Below are 15907 nucleotides of genomic sequence, written 5' to 3'. Positions count from 1 at the left end.
ATTAGCCAGAATTGTCTCAGATCCCCGGCCAATTTTCGAAAACGGCGAGGCCACAAACGGCACCTGAGAGCCGAGGCTCACAAGCGCCCGCAACCGTGCGCTGGATCGCTACGTGGCGTCGGCGAGCTCGCGCAGCAGAGCCGCCTTGCCCTTGGCACCGACGATCCGCTTCACCGGCTGACCGTCCTTGAACAGGATCAACGTGGGGATGGAGACCACATTGAAATCCCGCGCGGTGTCCGGGTTGGCGTCCACGTCGAGCTTGGCGACGGTCAGCTGGTCAGCCTGTTCGGCGGCGATCTCCTCCAGCACCGGGGCCACCATCTTGCACGGGCCGCACCAGGTCGCCCAGAAGTCCACCAACACCGGCTTGCTGCTGGCCAGGACGTCGGCGGCGAAGGTGGCGTCGGTGACTTCTACCGTGGCGTGGTCGGTCATCGTGGTGCTCCCATCAAGGTTTCGGTGCCGGTGTCGTCGGTGACGTCTTCGGATTCTGCCAGCCAACGTTCGGCGTCGATGGCGGCCGCGCAGCCGGTGCCGGCGGCGGTGATCGCCTGGCGGTAGGTACGGTCGACCAGATCGCCGGCCGCGAACACCCCTTCCACGGAGGTGCGTGAGCTCGGCTGCTGGACCAGCACGTAGCCGTCCGGGTCCAGGTCGACAGACCCGCGCACCAGTGCCGAGCGGGGGTCGTGGCCGATGGCGACGAACACGCCGGTCACCGGCAGGGTGGTCTCCGCGCCGGTCTTGGTGTCGCGAACCCGCAGCCCGGTCACGGTCTGCTCACCCTCCACCGCCACCGGGACACTGTTGGTGAGGAAACGGATCTTGTCGTTCTCGCGGGCCCGGTTGAGCATGATCTTCGAGGCGCGGAACTCTTCGCGGCGGTGCACCAGGGTCACGCTGCGCGCGAAGCGGGTCAAGAAGGTGGCCTCCTCCATCGCGGAGTCGCCGCCGCCGATCACCGCGATGTCCTGGTCGCGGAAGAAGAACCCGTCGCAGGTGGCGCACGAACTCACCCCGCGGCCCAGCAGTTCCTGCTCACCGGGGATGTTCAGGTAGCGGGCGGCGGCGCCCATGGCCAGGATGACCGCGCGGGCCCGGTACGTCTCGCCGTCCGCGGTGACCACGGTCTTGACCGGTCCCTCCAGGTCAACCGACTCGACGTCCTCCATGCGCAGGTCAGCGCCGAACCGCAGCGCCTGCTCGCGCATTTCGTCCATCAGCTCTGGACCCATGATGCCGTTGCGGAAGCCGGGGAAGTTCTCCACCTCGGTGGTGGTCATCAGCGCGCCGCCGAAGGCGGTCCCCTCGAAGACCAGCGGTGCCAGTTGCGCCCGGGCAGCGTAGATCGCGGCGGTGTACCCGGCGGGGCCGGAACCGATGATGATCACGTTGTGGGTGGAGGGTGTCTCAGACATCGAGTGCCATTTCCTCTCGGATCCGCTCGGGATGGGTGGTTACTGGGGCTAGCAACGTCAGCGTAGGCGGCGATGTTCCCCCGCGCGCCATCGCCGGGCCCGGCCGGCACCTACGGGCGCCGGACAATGGTGTCGGCCATCAGTCCGGTGTCGGCGGAACTGCAGCTCGGAGCCACCGCCAAAGCGATGATCGTGCCCTCTGGCGTGTCCGGCACCAGCAGCACCACCGCGGGGTGACCGTTGATGGTGACCTCGCGGGCACCCAGCACGCGTGTCGAGGCGGGGTACCCCAGCCCGGCCAGACAGCCTCTGCGGCGGGCCGGATCGGTCAACGGCCCGTACTCGGGGCGCCGGTCCAACAGCTCCAGGATCTCCGGCTCGGACAGCGGCAGCACCGCCGTCGGCGCGGACTCCACCGTTATGGCGTCCAGGGAGCGGGGGCCGCTGGGAGTGTCGCCGGGAAACCGGATCAACGCCACCGTGCCCACGCCGATCGCCACCAGCGCGGCGGCGCCGCCGGCCCAGGCGGCGACTCGACGCAACGGGGGTAGGGGCCGGCTCGAGTGCGCCGGTGGCCCGGTGTGAGCCCGGGCCGGTTTCTCGCCCTCATCGCTAGGCATGTTGCCGCTTCCGCTCGCTGTGGTGTCGTCGCCGTCGCCAAGGCTATCCGGCCACCGGGCGGGCGGACCGCAGTGCCGCGCCGGGGTGCCGGGACCGCTCGAGCAGTACGGCCAGCCGCGCGCGGCCCCGGGCACAGCGGCTCTTGATGGTGCCCGGTGCCACCCCGAATGCGTGGGCGGCTTCGGCGACCGAAAAGCCCTGTATGTCAACGGCGACCACGGCGGCGCGCTGGTGGACCGGCAGCCGCGACAACGCCGCGTGCACCTCCAAGCAGGTCTCGACCTCGGCGGTGCGATCACCGATGACGGCGTGCGTGTCGAGCAGTTCGATGCATGCAATCGTGTTGCGGCGCAATCGATCCAGGCAGGCGTTGACCACGATCCGGTGCAGCCAGCTGCCGACCGCGGCGTGGTGGCGAAAATTTCCGGCCGCCCGATGTGCCGACAGCATCGCCTCCTGCAGGGCATCCTCGGCGTCCTCCGGGCATCCGGTGGTGAGCCGGGCCAACCGGCGCAGCCTGCGGTGGTGGCGGGCATAGAGCTCGCCGAAGGCGTAGCGGTCACCGGCGACGTGCGCGGCCAACAGCTCGGCGTCACTGCGCTCCGGGTGGCCCATGGCCGGACAGTAACCAGCAGTGGCCCCGCCGGCACTTCACCCGCACGAGCTGTGCACAGGGCGTGGTCGCGCGCGCCTAGGACGCTCCCTGCACGGTGATCTCCGAGATCTGGGTGCGGCTTTCGCCATCGGTGTTGCCCATCGTGGAGATCCAGACCAGCAGGTTCGACGTCGGAGACGCCGAGTCGGCGGTGATCTTGTTGGTACCGGGCAGCAGCAACTTGGCCGGGGCCAGCAGGGTGGTGTCTTCCAGACGTGTCGGCTTGGGCGTCGGGGAGGAGCGCAGCTCCACGCGGGTGCCGGTGCTGGGCACGTTGAGGGTGACGGTGCCGATCACCGTGGGCTGGGGCAGTTGCAGCATCAGCCCGACGCCGTTCTTGAAGTTCGGGAAAGGCACCGGATCGGAGTAGGTGTCGGTTGACCAGGCGGTGGCCGGATTGCCGTCGATGGCCAGCCCGGCATCCTGGGGCCGGTCGGCTTCGCCGCCGGGGGAGAAGACCGTCGCCTGCACCGGTTTCACGCTGCCACTGGGCCCGTTGGTGCCCGTCTGCGATGACGCCGACGGACTGCTCAAGCCCAGTTCGGTCTTGTCCAACCCGTTGACGTCGCCGAAGATCCGGTTGAGCACCGAGGCCAGCACCAGCAGCGCGACCAGGATGACGGCGCCGCCGATGCCCAGACCTATCAGCACCCGACGGCGCCGCTCGGCCTGCGTCTCCTCGTCCGGGGGAGCCGGCGCCGGACGAGGCGCGGGCGCATCGTCACCGACAGTGCCCAACAGCTCGGTCTGCTCGTGCAGGGCGGTGGCCTGCTGCAGCAGGTTCGACAACGTCGAGGCGCCGCGGATTCCGCCGTCGGGCTGGATCGCGCGGCTGGCCGCCGCCGCGATCTGGAAGGGGATGTCCGGGTTGATCGAGTCGGGCTGGACCGGGTTGCCGGCCGCGTCGCGGGCCGCCGGTTCCAGGCCGACGTCGGGTCCGGAATCGGCCAACGGCCACCGGTTGACCAGCAGCGCATACAGGGCGGCGCCGATCCCGCGGATGTCGTCCTCGGGCTTGGCTTCCGGCAGCGTGGCGGGGAAGGCCAGGGTGACGTCGCCGTCGATGCTGACCCGGACCCGGGCCGGATGGTCTATCGACATGGCCACACCACTTTGGTGGGCTGCCTCGGCCGCGGCGGCCAGCGACCGGATCGCGCGGGCTGCGCCGATCGGGGACGGCGAGGTGCCCGCCACCTCCTGCAGCGAAGCGCCGCGCACCCATTCGGAGACCACCAGCCCGCCGGCGCCGACGCGCACCACATCGAGCACCCGAGCGATACCGGGGAGGGTGATCTGGCTGAGCCGCTGGGTGCGGGACAGGACGGTGGTGAGCTGGTCGTCGGCCAGGGTCTGATTGGGGTCGACGAACGTCAGCGCGACCTGCCGGTCGAGCGCGGTGTCCAGCGCCTGCCAGAACTGCAGCACGGGGGTGCCGCCGTGCCGGACCAGCAGCCGGTAGCGACCGCCGGCGATGCTCAGGCCGGGTGTCAGCAGGCTCTCGTTGCCGGCCGGGTCGGGGGCCTCGGCAGCCCCGCGGGACTGTTGCGCAGCAACGGATCGCGCCGTGGCCCGAGACCCGGCGCCCTCGGAAGAGATATCGGCCACCTCCGCGCCTTTCGGTGTCCGGCCACCGGAGATGCGTTCCGGCGGCATGTGCGCGGCGGGACCGTTCGGCACGTCCCCGCCGGCTGTGGGCAAACGGTTGTGCTCAGCGTACGGGACGGCGAGATCGGGAGAAGCAGGGTTGGGCATGCCGATCTGGGCGCTTCGGGCACCGAATCGTCGCCGTACCGCGGCCAGTGCGGCGAGCGCCTCGGGCACCTCGGCGCGGACCATGACCGCGCCGATGATCGGCAACATCACCAGCGTCATGACCAACAGGCGCAGCATCGATCCCCCCGCGCCGTGGTCGGTCAGCAGCTGCAGGCCAGTTACTCGATCCAGGACCTCGGCGACCAGCGCGGCCAGCAGCGACGCGGTCAGCGTCACCAGCACGGTGCGGATCACATCGGGGCCCACCAGCCCCCCGGGCCGCAGCGAGCGCCGCAGCAGCAGGTGCCCGACGATCGCGCCGGCGAGGAACCCGAGTCCGTTGGCCAGGCCGAGGTAGGCGGCCACCAGATCGGGGTTGTCGGTCAGATGCGGGGCCGCCAGCGAGGCGGCGATCTTCACCGCGGTGATCACCACGATGATGGCGATGGGGATCCACGGCTGCTCCCGGGCGTAGAACACCCGCAGCTGCAGCAGCACCATCGCGTAGGGGATCAGGGTGAACGCCGACATTGCGACCGCCGCGCCCAGGTATCCCGCGTCGACATTGCCGAAGTTGCCGTAGGCGAACAGCGCACTGCCGATCGCCGGCCCGCCGACGGTCATCAGCGCCACGATCGGAATCAGGGTGATCATCATCAGCCGGGTGGCCAGCGACAGATCGGCCAGTACCGCGGGGTCGTCGCCGGCGGCGGCGTTGCGGCTCAGCCGGGGCATCACCACGGTCAGCACCGTCACGCCGATCATGCCGAACGGCAGCTGCAGCAACAGCCAGGCGTAGTAGTAGATCGCCGGGCCGGACGCCGCGGCGGTGCTGGCGATCTGATTGGTCACCACCAGGCCGACCTGGCTGATCAAGACGTAGAGCACCATCGCCGAGGCCATGGTGCCGAACCGCTTGAGGCGCTCGTCGATGCCCCACAGCGGCCGCAGGCTGATCCGCTCGCGGCGGATCGCCACCAGCAGAACAGCGGTCTGGGCGACGACGCCGGCCGTGGTGCCCAGCCCGAGCACCAGCAGCTTGGCGTTGCCCATCCGCACCGGGTCGACCGACAGTTCGCCCGGTACCACCAGATAGGCCAGCAGCGTGGCGATCGCCACCACGTTGTTGACCACCGGCGCCCAGGCCGGCGCCCCGAAGATGTTGCGGGTGTTCAAGATTGCCATGAACACCGAGGAAAGTCCGTAGCAGATCACCTGCGGCAGCAGCAGGTAGGCGAACGCGATGGTCAGCGGTTCGTTGACCTGCGGGTCGCCGCCGAGCATCAACCGCACCAGCAGCGGCGCCGCGGCCACCGAGATGACGGTGGTGGCCAGCAGCAATGCGGTGGCCAGCGTGACCAGCCGCCGGACGAAGGCCGCGCCGCCGTCGGCGTCGTCGCGTTCGGCTCGGGCCAGCACCGGCACGAAGATCGCGGTGAACGTCGCCTCCAGCACCAGGGCCGCGATCTGGTTCGGCAGCTGGTTGGCCACCGAGAAGGCGCTCGACAGGGCGGCCCCCAGGATCGCCGCCAACAGCACCACCCGGATGAATCCGGTGATCCGGCTGACCAGGGTGGCCAGGGCCATCCCCCAGGACCGTGACACCACTGCGGCGTCGGTCAGCTCGGGGCGCGCGGGTCGCTGGGCCGGCGTGCTCACCGATCGCCTCCCGGGCCGGGCGGGGCGGGCAGGTCGGCGCGGTCGGGCTGGCCGCGGAAGCGGTGCCAGAGCCGGCGCCCGATCAACGCGGTGAGCGCCGCCGCCGCGGTCATGGTGATCATGAAGAGCACCAGGCCGTAGGCGTTGGAATGCACCGACAATCGCACGGACTCACCCAACGGCAGGCCGTCGGGGGTTTGCAGTGCGGCGTCGACCACGAAGTGCTGGTTGACGCGGACCTCGACCGGGACCCGCAGCGGCAGAAAGCCCGGCGGCAGCTCCAATTCCCCGACGTCGGTCACCGTCATTCCGGGTGGGGCGTCGATATGCAGCCGCACCCGGATCGGCACCGCCAGATCGTTGCGCAACGCCAGCGGCAGCGGGCTGTGCTCGGTCGCCAGCGTGTAGGAGTCGGCCGGGTTGACGATGGTGACCCCGCCGATCAGGTCGGCCACGGTGTTGCCGATGATCGCCAGACGTTGCGCCGCCAGCCCGTTGCGGACTTCGACCGGTTCGGACTGGGTCAGTGCACGCAGCATGCCCTCGGCCAGCGGCGCGGTGTACTGGTCGCCGGTCAGGCCGGTGCGGACGTCGGTGGTCAACGCCGAGGTCAAGGCCGTCAGCCGGCCGATGTCGTTGGCCACCGCACCGATGACGTCCGGGCTGAAACCGCCCACCGGCTGTTGGGCCGGCAGCGGATGCTCGGGGGGCGCCGTCACCCCCCGCGATTCGGTGATCAGCGTTTTCAACGGCCGGGCCACGGCCAGCCCCGAGCGCAGCGCGGTGGCCAGTGTGGTCAGCACCGCCTGGGCGTCACCGGCACGGGGCTTCCAGTACGCCGGTGGCATCCACACCTCGTCGCGGGGCGCGCGGGCGTCCTCCGGGGTTTCCAGCCCGCGCCACAGCATGGAGCCCACGGCGTCTTGGCGACGGGCCAGCGCGGAGTCGTGGCGAAGCCGGACGGCCAGGGAGGTGTCCTGGTAGCTGGGCGCGACGGGATCGGTGCCCATCGCCGCCAGCGCGGCGCCGACCGCGGGGTCATAGGGGATGGACACCAGTTGTGGGGACACCCGCCGCGGGCTGAGATCGGCGGTGGCCGACGCGCCGGACGGGGAGTCCTGGGCTGCGCAGTCGCCGGCCGTGATCACCACCGCTACGCCGTTGTCTGAGCCCTGCGCGCCGATCAGATCGGCTGCGCCGGCCGTGAGCCGGCCGTCGCCGAGCAGGACGGCACCGCGGGTCGAGTTCACCTCGAGGATGCGGTCGACGATCTCGGCGGGCTTGCGCACCGCGATCTCGGCGAGCCGCGCGTCACCCACCCGGGCCAGCGCATCCAGGTCGGCCTGCGCGTAGGGGGTGGCCGTGATGCAGGTGTGGTGTGCCAAGCGCCGCAGGCGCTCCAGCCAGGTCCGGGCTGCGTCGCGGCCGGTGCCCGGGTGCGAGGTGGTGCTCTCGGGGGAGTCGGAGACGACGTAGCCGTTGGTCATCGCGTTGACCGTGACCACCAGATCGGGGTCGACGGCCAGGCAGAGCGCCCGGTTGACCACGCCGTTGGCGTCGACCGCGGGGCTGGTGGCGAATTCGGCGGCGGACAGCAGAACATCGAGGCGCCCGCCCGGGGCCAGCGAGGTCGCCAGGTCGTCATCGGTGAGCCGCACCGGCAGGGTGCCGCCCGGCGCCCCGGGCGTCAGCCGGGGCCGGTCGGCCAGCGGCCAGAACATGGTGAGCCGCACCGGTTGGGAGATGTCGGGTGCGACGGGCTCGGCGGACAGGCCGGACTCCGGATCCGGTTTGGGCAGGCCGGTGACCGGGAGCAGGAAGCGGGCGTCGTCGAGCCGGGTCGGCTCGCCGTAGTCGGGCGTGCCGTTGACGTTGACCAGCATCGGATAGATGCCGGGGTGCTCGATGTTCAGCGCCGGCTGGCTCGCCGCACGCAGCGGTGCGGTCAGCGTGAAGCGGGCTTCCTGGCCGCGCTGCAGCTCGGTCGCCACCGTGTCGAACGTGCCCACCGCGCGGTATTGATCGTTGGCGCCGCGAAGGTTGGTGCGCAGCCCCGCCGAGGAGGCGACCGCTCCGGCCCGCTCGAGGCGCACCATCACATCGCGGACCGGCCGGTCGCCGACGTTGCTCACCGTGCCGGCGACGGTGACCAGCGGGTCGCTGGAGGTGGTGACGACCTCAGGGGTGACCCGGTCGATGCGGATCTGGACAAACGGCGCCACGTCGGGCTCGCCGGCGGGCACGTGGGGGGCGGCGCCGCCGAGCGTCGTGCCGAGAGTCATCAGGAGGGCGGCCACCACCGCCGGGAGGGCCGCCAACCGTCTCGGCGAGAGACCCTTTCGTCGGGTGTGGGTCACGGGTCCAGCCTGCGACCGTTCTTCCGGTCCGGCGAGTCCTCGCGAGTACGGCGGGCGCGGGAATGCGTCTGCTGACGTCGCCAGGGCGCGGTCACCGGCAGGGGCGGCAGGGCGGCCGGGCCGTCGGCCTGCAGCCGGTCAATCAATTCGTCGGCGACCTGCGCCAACCGCCGTTCATCGGCGTAGGCCAAGCGGGAGGGCAGCTCCCGGATCGGCACCCACGCCACTTCGGCGACCTCGACGTCGTCGTCGCACAGCTCGCCGCTGGAGAACCGCAACAGGTAGTGGTGCACCGTCTTGTGCACGCGGCGGCCGTCGGTGACGAACCAATAGTCGATGCTGCCGAGTGCGGCCAGCACGCTGCCCTGCACCCCGGTCTCTTCGGCGACTTCGCGGATCGCGGTCTGCTCGGCGGTCTCGCCGACTTCGATATGCCCCTTGGGCAGCGACCACAGCATCCTGCCGCGCCGGTCCACCCGGCCGATGAGCGCCGCCACCTGCTCTTCGCGCGGGCCGTCGATGCCGTCGACGACCAGCCCGCCGGCCGAGGTCTCATGCACGGTGCGCAGTCGGTCCGGCCCGTGCCTCGCGGTGCGGGGCCGCCGTTGAGCCGCCCGGCTCGGAGTCGGGCTCGGGGCGGGGCCGGCATCGGTGGCCGGCGATTCGGCGTGGTTGATTTTCGGACCAGACGTGCGTCGACCACGACGCCGCCTGCGGCGCCGTCCCGGATTGGCTTCTCCGCCGTCGGCCGACACCCATGTGATAGTAGCTGGCACGCGAGGACCGAATGGCCTCCCTCGCCGGTGCCCGGGGCGCGCCGAGTGTGCGGGATCGGCGGCGCGGGCCGGGGCAGCGCCCGCTTCGCCCGGCTTCGCCGTCCTCGCGACCACCGCTGTGCCGATGGCGCTGGCCCGCTTCGCCCGGCTTCGCCGTCCTCGCGACCACCGCTAAGCTCATCGAACGTGCCTGAAGCCCATGAAGACGCCGACCTGCTGACCACGGCGGCCGTCGCGCTGAACCGGCACGCCGAAGTGCTGCGGACCCTCGGCGCCATATTCGCCGAAGCCGGCCACCAGATCTACCTGGTCGGCGGATCCGTCCGCGACGCCCTGCTCGGCCGGCCGAGCCCGGACCTGGACTTCACCACCGACGCTCGCCCGGAGCAGGTGCAGAGCATTCTGCGGGGCCATACCGAAGCGATGTGGGACACCGGCATCGAGTTCGGCACGGTGGGCGCGACGGTGGCCGGCCACCGCGTGGAGACCACCACCTTCCGGGCCGACAAATATGACCGGGTCTCGCGCAATCCCGAAGTGCGCTTCGGGGATTCGCTCGACGAGGACCTGGTGCGCCGCGACTTCACCGCCAACGCGATGGCGGTTCAGATCACGCCGGCCGGGCCGGGGGAGTTCCTCGACCCGCTGGGAGGCCTGGCGGCGTTGCGGGAAAAGGTGCTGGACACTCCGACCGCGCCGCAGGATTCCTTCGGCGACGACCCGCTGCGGATGTTGCGCGCCGCCCGGTTCGTCTCACAGCTCGGCTTCACGGTGGCGCCGCGGGTGCGCGCCGCGATCGAGGACATGGCGCCGGAGCTCGCGCGCATCACCGCTGAACGGGTGGCCGCCGAGTTGGACAAGCTGCTGGTGGGCGCCGACCCGGTGGCCGGCCTGGACCTGATGGTGGCAACCGGAATGGGCGATGTGGTGCTGCCCGAGGTCGGCGGTATGCGGATGGCGATCGACGAGCATCACCAGCACAAGGATGTCTACCAGCACTCGTTGACCGTGTTGCGGCAGGCGATCGACCTGGAGGACGACGGCCCCGACCTGGTCCTGCGCTGGGCGGCACTGCTGCATGACATCGGCAAGCCGGCCACCCGCCGCCACGAATCTGACGGGGGCGTCAGTTTCCACCACCACGAAGTGGTGGGCGCCAAGATGGCCCGCAAACGGCTGCGCGCGCTGCGCTACTCCAAGCAGATGATCGACGACGTGTCCCAGCTGGTCTACCTGCACCTGCGGTTTCACGGCTACGGCGACGGCAAGTGGACCGACTCGGCGGTGCGGCGCTACGTCACCGACGCGGGACCGCTCCTGAGTCGGCTGCACAAGCTGGTCCGGGCGGACTGCACCACCCGCAACAAGCGGCGCGCGGCGCGCCTGCAGGCCAGTTACGACCAGCTCGAAGAGCGAATCGCAGTGCTGGCCGCCCAGGAAGACCTGCAGCGGGTGCGGCCGGACCTGGACGGCAACGAGATCATGGAGTTGCTCAACATCCCGGCGGGTCCGCAGGTGGGCCGCGCATGGAGCTATCTCAAGGAGCTCCGCCTGGAGCGCGGGCCGCTGACCCGCGAGGAGGCGACGGCCGAGTTGCTGTCGTGGTGGCAGGAGCAGGGGAACCGCTAGCCCCCTCGCCACGTCTGAGCAGGGTATGGACTACTGCCTGGGCGACGGTGATGGCACGGCCACGATCTGGACCGGCACCCCCGACGTGGATCTTGATGGGGACGGGTTGGCCGACGCGATCAGCCTGGACTTCGACGGGGACGGCCTGCGTGACGACGCGCTGGTAGATCTCGACGGGGACGGGATAGCCGACCACCTCCTGCTGGACTTCGACGACGACGGCATCCCGGAGGCCTCCTTCGGCGATGACGGTTCCGGCACCTGGGGGCACGGCGGCGTGGCGGGCTCTGCGGATCGCTCGGGCGGATTGCGTTGGATGGGGCTCGATGACGTCGAGCACACCGGCGGTCCCCTGGTGGATTTCGACGGGGACGGGCGCGTCAATGACCGGCTGCTGGACTCCGACGGCGATGGGCGCGCCGATCGGGTGCTGATCGGCAACGGCGCGGGCGGATATGGCGCGGCCTATGTCGACACCGACGGCGACGGACGGTGGAACGTCAAGCTCACCGACTCCGATGGTGACGGTGCCGCCGACGGCGCCGCCGTGCTGTGAGGCTCAGCGCCCCCGAGCGTGCTGGTTCGGCCGGGTCTCGCTTCGCGCTGGCGCGCTCAGCGCCCCCGACCGTGCTGGTGCGGCCGGGTCTCGCTTCGCGCTGGCGCGCTCAGCGCCCCCGACCGGGCGGCCCCGCGAAAGCCTGGGCGATCTCCAACCAGCGCTGGGCGTCGGCGCCGTAGGCCGTGAGGTCCAGGTCGGCCAGTGCACGCCGCTGGGTGACCAGGGAGCAGAAGTCCTCGGCGGTTCCGGTCACCCGCTGCTCGGCGTTCACCGGGCCCCACGCCCACACGCCGCCCTCGGGGGCGTGTAGTTCCACGTGAAACGGTTCGGCCGGCGGAGTCAGGTTGTGGATCGTGAAGGCGAAGTCGCGGGTTCGCACCCCCAGGTGCGCGATCGAGCGCAGCCGATCGGTGGGGCGGCGCCGCACCCCGAGCGCGTCGGCGACGTCTAGGCCGTGCGCCCAGGTCTCCATCAGCCGAGCGGTGGCCATCGAGGCGGCGCTCATCGGCGGGCCGAACCACGGAAGCTTGCGCCCTTCGGCCACACCCAGCAACTGCTCGTGCAGATTCGCGCGGGTGGTGCGCCAGTCTTCCAGCAGCTCGGCCGGCGGAAGCTGGGCCAGTGCGGCGGCGCCGGCGTCGACGAATCCGGTGGGGTCCTTCATCGCATCGGTCAGCACGGCGGCAAAACCCGCCTCATCGGTGATAGCGGTCAGCGCCACCCGGTCGGTCCACAGCAGATGACCGATCTGATGGGCGATGGTCCAGCCTGCCGCCGGCGTGGGTATGCCCCATTGACTGTCGGCGAGCGTGGCCACCAGCTCATCGAGTTCGTCGCTCTCGGCGCGCAGGTCGGCGACGATCAGTTCAGTTTGGGCCATGCCCGTACTCTAGGCCCACCGGTTCGCGGCGGCGCCCGATGAACGCGTGCCCGGCCAGACCGATCAGGTACAGCACGGTGCCGGCCACCATCAGTGAGGGCGCCTGCCCGTCGGGGGGAATCAGCGCCGCGGCACCGGCGACGGCGAGGATGAACGACACCCAGAACAGGGAATCCTGCACCGCGAACACATGGCCGCGCAGGGCGTCATCGACGTCGATCTGCATGGCGTTGTCGGCGCAGAGTTTGACCACCTGCCCGGCCACGCCGAGGAGGAATCCGCATGCCACCAGCACCGGTAGGTACAGCCCGACGGTGGCCAGCTGGATGACCGCGGCCGCCGCCAGCGCGCCGTTGGTGGTGGCGTAGCGGCCCCAGCGGTGCACCGCAGGGGGGGTCAGCACCGTTGCCAGAAACGATCCGGCGCCGGCCGAGGCGACGAACAACGCCGTGGTGCCCAGCCCGGACACCACGTGCTCGCCGACGTGTCGGACCAGCACCAGCACCATCAGCGTGTTGATGCCCAAGGCCATCCGGTGCGTTGCCAGTCCGGACAGGGTGGCGGCCACGGTGGGCCGGGCGCGCACCGTCCTGAGGCCGTGCATCCATCCCGTCGTCACCGCATACAGCACCGAACCGTGGATCGCTCGTTTGGTGTCGTCCGGACCGAGCGCGTGGGGGGCGAAGCGCAGCGAGAGCACCAGCGCGATCGCGACCGGAATGGCCACGGCCGCAATGATCGACGCCGCACCGCGGTCGTCGGTGCCCACCAGCCAGCGCGGCAGCAGCATGAAGTTGGCGCCCAAGAAGGCAGCCACCGCGCCGGTCGCGATCGCCAGCGCATTCATCGTCACGACCTGTTCTCGCGGAACCACATGCGGCAGCGCCGCAGACAGCCCGGTGGCGATGAACCGGGTGAATCCGTTGGCCACCAGTGCCGCACACAACACCGGCAGGTCCCCGGCGCCGACCGCGAGCAGCGCCGCGATCCCGAGCACCAGAACCAGCCGGGCCAGGTTGGCCACCACCATCACCTGGCGCCGGTCCCAGCGGTCCAGCAGCGCACCGGCGAACGGCCCCAGCACCGAATACGGCAGAAACAGCACGGCGAAAGCGCCCGCGATCGCCCACGGCGAGGCGGCCCGGTCCGGGTTGAACAGCAGTGCTCCCGCCAATCCGGCCTGGAACAGGCCGTCGCCGAATTGGCTGGCGGCCCGCAGTTCCAGCAGACGGCGGAACTCCGGCAGCGCGCGCGCCGACCGCCACAGTGATGCGGGAGCGCGGTTGTCGACCACAGAACCTCTTCCAGACTCGGGCGGCGGCGTGGCACCGGCCCCAAACCAGACTACAAATATTGCGGGGCGGGGGATGTTCGGCACAGCTCGACACGAATGACGCCCTGGGGTGCCATGATGGAAAAATGGCCCAGCCCGAAGACCCCGAGGACTATGTCGCGCCCGCTGCGCAACGGGTACGGGCCGGCACGCTGCTATTGGCCAACACCGATCTGCTCGAACCCACTTTTCGCCGCACCGTGATCTACGTGGTCGAGCACAACGACGGGGGAACCCTGGGCGTGGTGCTCAACCGCCCCAGTGAGACCGCCGTCTACAACGTGCTGCCGCAGTGGTCCGAGCTCGCCGCCAAACCCAAGACCATGTTCATCGGCGGACCGGTGAAACGCGATGCCGCGCTGTGCGTGGGACTGTTGCGAGTCGGCGCCGAACCCCACGGGGTGCCCGGTCTGCGGCACATCGACGGCCGAATGGTGATGGTCGACCTGGACGCGGACCCCGAGACCATCGCACCGCTTGTCGAGGGCGTGCGGATCTTCGCCGGTTATGCCGGCTGGACCATCGGCCAACTCGAGGGCGAGATCGAGCGCGATGACTGGATCGTGCTGTCGGCGCTGCCGTCTGATGTGCTGGTGCCGCCGCGAGTCGACCTGTGGGGCCGAGCCCTGCGCCGGCAGCCGTGGCCCACCGCGCTGCTGGCCACCCACCCGATCGACATCAGCCGCAACTGATCCGGGCCTGACTCAGCCGCAGGCGCAGCCGCCTCCGCCGCATCCGGAGGCCGGCTCCGGCGGCGCTTCGACGGGCGCATTGTCACCGCAACCGCAGCCCGATCCGCAGCATCCCGCGCCGGCCGCCGCGCTGGCCTGAGCCGACAGGCGTGCCGCGTAGCGGGCGCCCTGCCAGGCTCCGGCGGCCAGCGTGGCAAGGGCTCCGGTGATCGAGATGATCAGCGCCAACAGTGCCATCGACGGCGGGCCGACCAGCACCAGCAGACCGCCCGCCCCCAGGATCACCGCGACCGCGATCTGGGCGGGTGCGACCGCGCGCAGCACCAACTGCTCAGGGTCACCGTTGAGCGGGCGCACCAGCGTCCGCACCCCGAACACCAGCGACACCACCGCCGCAACCAGGCACAACACCCCCATGATCAGCATGGGTCCACAATACGAGCCGGCCGATCAGCCCGTGGTGCCCACCTGGTGGCGGATGATGCCGGACTCCACCGGAGGACGCGGGGGAGCCAGCGGCGCCGGTGCGGTGCCCACCTGGTGGCGGACGGTGCCGGACTCCACCGGGGGACGCGGGACATCCAGCGGTGGCGGCGCGGTGCCCACCTGGTGGCGCACCGTGCCGGACTGCACCGGACCGCTGGGCACCGGCGGCGGCGGGTTGGTGCCCGGACGCTCGACCCGGAATCCGCTGATGATCCCGTCGGTCACCGGGGCGATGCCGATCGCCCGACCGGCGCCGGTGGTCACGGTCAGTGACACCAGGTAGGCGGCGTCGTCTGTCGGCACGATCACGTGACGTCGCGACGTGTTCAGTGTCATGTCGCCGTCGCGGTAGGTCCCCTCGATGATCGAGGACGGGAACCCGTTGAAGTCCTCCAGCGAGGCGTTGGTGGTCTGCCAGGCCATCAGCGTCTGGCTGTCGACGAACCCGTGCGTGATCGCCTCTTTCGGGTCGAACTGCCCGTTCAGCTTGTAGACCACGACCTGGGCGTTGGGCGTGTAGAGCGACCCGCCGCGCCGGTCGGCGATCACAGCGAACGCGTCGGGAACATTGGGGTCGGGCACGTGCGACCAGCCCGCCGGCATCGGCAGGGTGATGTTCAGCGCCTCGAACCCCGCGGGCTGCTGCGGTTCCAGCTGCACCTTGTTGGCCGCGAAGTAGTCGCGCAGGGTCCCGGAGGTCGCGGGCACGAGACCGCTCGGCGGCACGGCAACCGGGGCGGCCGGTATGCCCGCGGGCGCGGGGAGCACGGGCATCGGAGCCGCCGGACGCGGCGCCGACACCAGCGGTCCGGTCACCGGTACCGCTGCCGGCTGGGCGGCGGGGCCGTAGGGGTTCGGCTGTGTCGGGACCAGCGGATCGGCCCCCGCGGCGGGGATGCCGGCCAGGCCCGCCGCCGCGACGGCGGCGCAGCCGAAGAGGAGTCGCAGACGGTGCGCGGTGTTCGTCATCTCCAGGGTCCTTCCGGGGGCGGGCTGGGCAGCGATGCCCTGGCCGTGAAATGACGGTAGCCAGGCGCAGGCAGCGTCACCAGGGCTGCAACCGAGCTGGAACGAACCCCTCACCGGG

14 protein-coding genes are annotated in these 15907 nt (G+C 70.8%); 3 read left to right on the top strand and 11 right to left on the bottom strand.

Annotated features, from left to right (window positions below; all coding sequences use genetic code 11):
• Nucleotides 1–108: 108 nt before the first annotated feature.
• From trxA to AWC18_RS14215, 7 genes are all read right to left on the bottom strand, one after another.
• Nucleotides 109–438, bottom strand: coding sequence for a thioredoxin (trxA, locus tag AWC18_RS14245; protein WP_064998799.1), 330 nt, complete (start codon nucleotides 436–438; stop codon nucleotides 109–111).
• Complete coding sequence (gene trxB, locus AWC18_RS14240; RefSeq protein ID WP_064998798.1) at nucleotides 435–1421, bottom strand: thioredoxin-disulfide reductase; 987 nt, start codon at nucleotides 1419–1421, stop codon at nucleotides 435–437. The genes trxA and trxB overlap by 4 nt, the downstream gene beginning before the upstream one ends.
• A gap of 110 nt (nucleotides 1422–1531) precedes the next feature.
• Nucleotides 1532–2041, bottom strand: a complete 510-nt coding sequence (locus tag AWC18_RS14235; protein ID WP_208858370.1) for an RsmA family anti-sigma factor — start codon at nucleotides 2039–2041, stop codon at nucleotides 1532–1534.
• A gap of 43 nt (nucleotides 2042–2084) precedes the next feature.
• Complete coding sequence (gene sigM, locus AWC18_RS14230) at nucleotides 2085–2657, bottom strand: RNA polymerase sigma factor SigM (protein WP_064998796.1); 573 nt, start codon at nucleotides 2655–2657, stop codon at nucleotides 2085–2087.
• A gap of 76 nt (nucleotides 2658–2733) precedes the next feature.
• Nucleotides 2734–6177, bottom strand: coding sequence for a murein biosynthesis integral membrane protein MurJ (murJ, locus tag AWC18_RS14225; protein WP_420093344.1), 3444 nt, complete (start codon nucleotides 6175–6177; stop codon nucleotides 2734–2736).
• Complete coding sequence (locus AWC18_RS14220) at nucleotides 6105–8465, bottom strand: hypothetical protein (RefSeq protein WP_420093340.1); 2361 nt, start codon at nucleotides 8463–8465, stop codon at nucleotides 6105–6107. Before AWC18_RS14220 ends, murJ begins: the two co-directional genes overlap by 73 nt.
• On the bottom strand, nucleotides 8462–9220 hold the full coding sequence (locus tag AWC18_RS14215; RefSeq protein ID WP_085139158.1) for an NUDIX hydrolase: 759 nt from the start codon (nucleotides 9218–9220) through the stop codon (nucleotides 8462–8464). Before AWC18_RS14215 ends, AWC18_RS14220 begins: the two co-directional genes overlap by 4 nt.
• Before the next feature lie 207 nt (nucleotides 9221–9427).
• Between AWC18_RS14215 and AWC18_RS14210 the strand changes: the two genes are divergently transcribed.
• Together AWC18_RS14210 and AWC18_RS14205 are read left to right on the top strand one after the other, a co-directional pair.
• Complete coding sequence (locus tag AWC18_RS14210) at nucleotides 9428–10870, top strand: CCA tRNA nucleotidyltransferase (RefSeq protein WP_085139157.1); 1443 nt, start codon at nucleotides 9428–9430, stop codon at nucleotides 10868–10870.
• Nucleotides 10871–10895: 25 nt separating this feature from the next.
• Nucleotides 10896–11426 (top strand): pullulanase, encoded by a 531-nt coding sequence (locus AWC18_RS14205; protein WP_064998793.1) that lies wholly within the window; start codon nucleotides 10896–10898, stop codon nucleotides 11424–11426.
• Between the two features lie 109 nt (nucleotides 11427–11535).
• On the opposite strand, the gene AWC18_RS14200 is transcribed toward AWC18_RS14205, so the two are convergent.
• Nucleotides 11536–12309: a TIGR03084 family metal-binding protein gene (locus AWC18_RS14200; RefSeq protein WP_064998792.1), complete on the bottom strand. Its 774-nt coding sequence runs from the start codon at nucleotides 12307–12309 to the stop codon at nucleotides 11536–11538.
• Nucleotides 12296–13603, bottom strand: a complete 1308-nt coding sequence (locus AWC18_RS14195; RefSeq protein ID WP_064998791.1) for an MFS transporter — start codon at nucleotides 13601–13603, stop codon at nucleotides 12296–12298. Before AWC18_RS14195 ends, AWC18_RS14200 begins: the two co-directional genes overlap by 14 nt.
• Nucleotides 13604–13728: 125 nt before the next feature.
• On the opposite strand from AWC18_RS14195, the gene AWC18_RS14190 reads away from it, so the two are divergent.
• Nucleotides 13729–14334, top strand: coding sequence for a YqgE/AlgH family protein (locus tag AWC18_RS14190; RefSeq protein WP_064998790.1), 606 nt, complete (start codon nucleotides 13729–13731; stop codon nucleotides 14332–14334).
• A gap of 12 nt (nucleotides 14335–14346) precedes the next feature.
• Here the strand turns inward: AWC18_RS14190 and AWC18_RS14185 are convergent, their stop codons facing one another.
• On the bottom strand, nucleotides 14347–14760 hold the full coding sequence (locus AWC18_RS14185; protein WP_085139156.1) for a hypothetical protein: 414 nt from the start codon (nucleotides 14758–14760) through the stop codon (nucleotides 14347–14349).
• 24 nt (nucleotides 14761–14784) lie between these two features.
• Nucleotides 14785–15789 carry an LpqN/LpqT family lipoprotein gene (locus AWC18_RS14180; RefSeq protein WP_207504826.1) on the bottom strand — a complete coding sequence of 335 codons (1005 nt, stop codon included), beginning with the start codon at nucleotides 15787–15789 and terminating at the stop codon, nucleotides 14785–14787.
• Nucleotides 15790–15907 lie beyond the last annotated feature (118 nt).

The sequence above is a fragment of the Mycolicibacter nonchromogenicus genome (genome assembly GCF_002101775.1).
Lineage (GTDB): Bacteria > Actinomycetota > Actinomycetes > Mycobacteriales > Mycobacteriaceae > Mycobacterium > Mycobacterium nonchromogenicum.
This window is presented reverse-complemented; position numbering and strand designations above follow the sequence as displayed.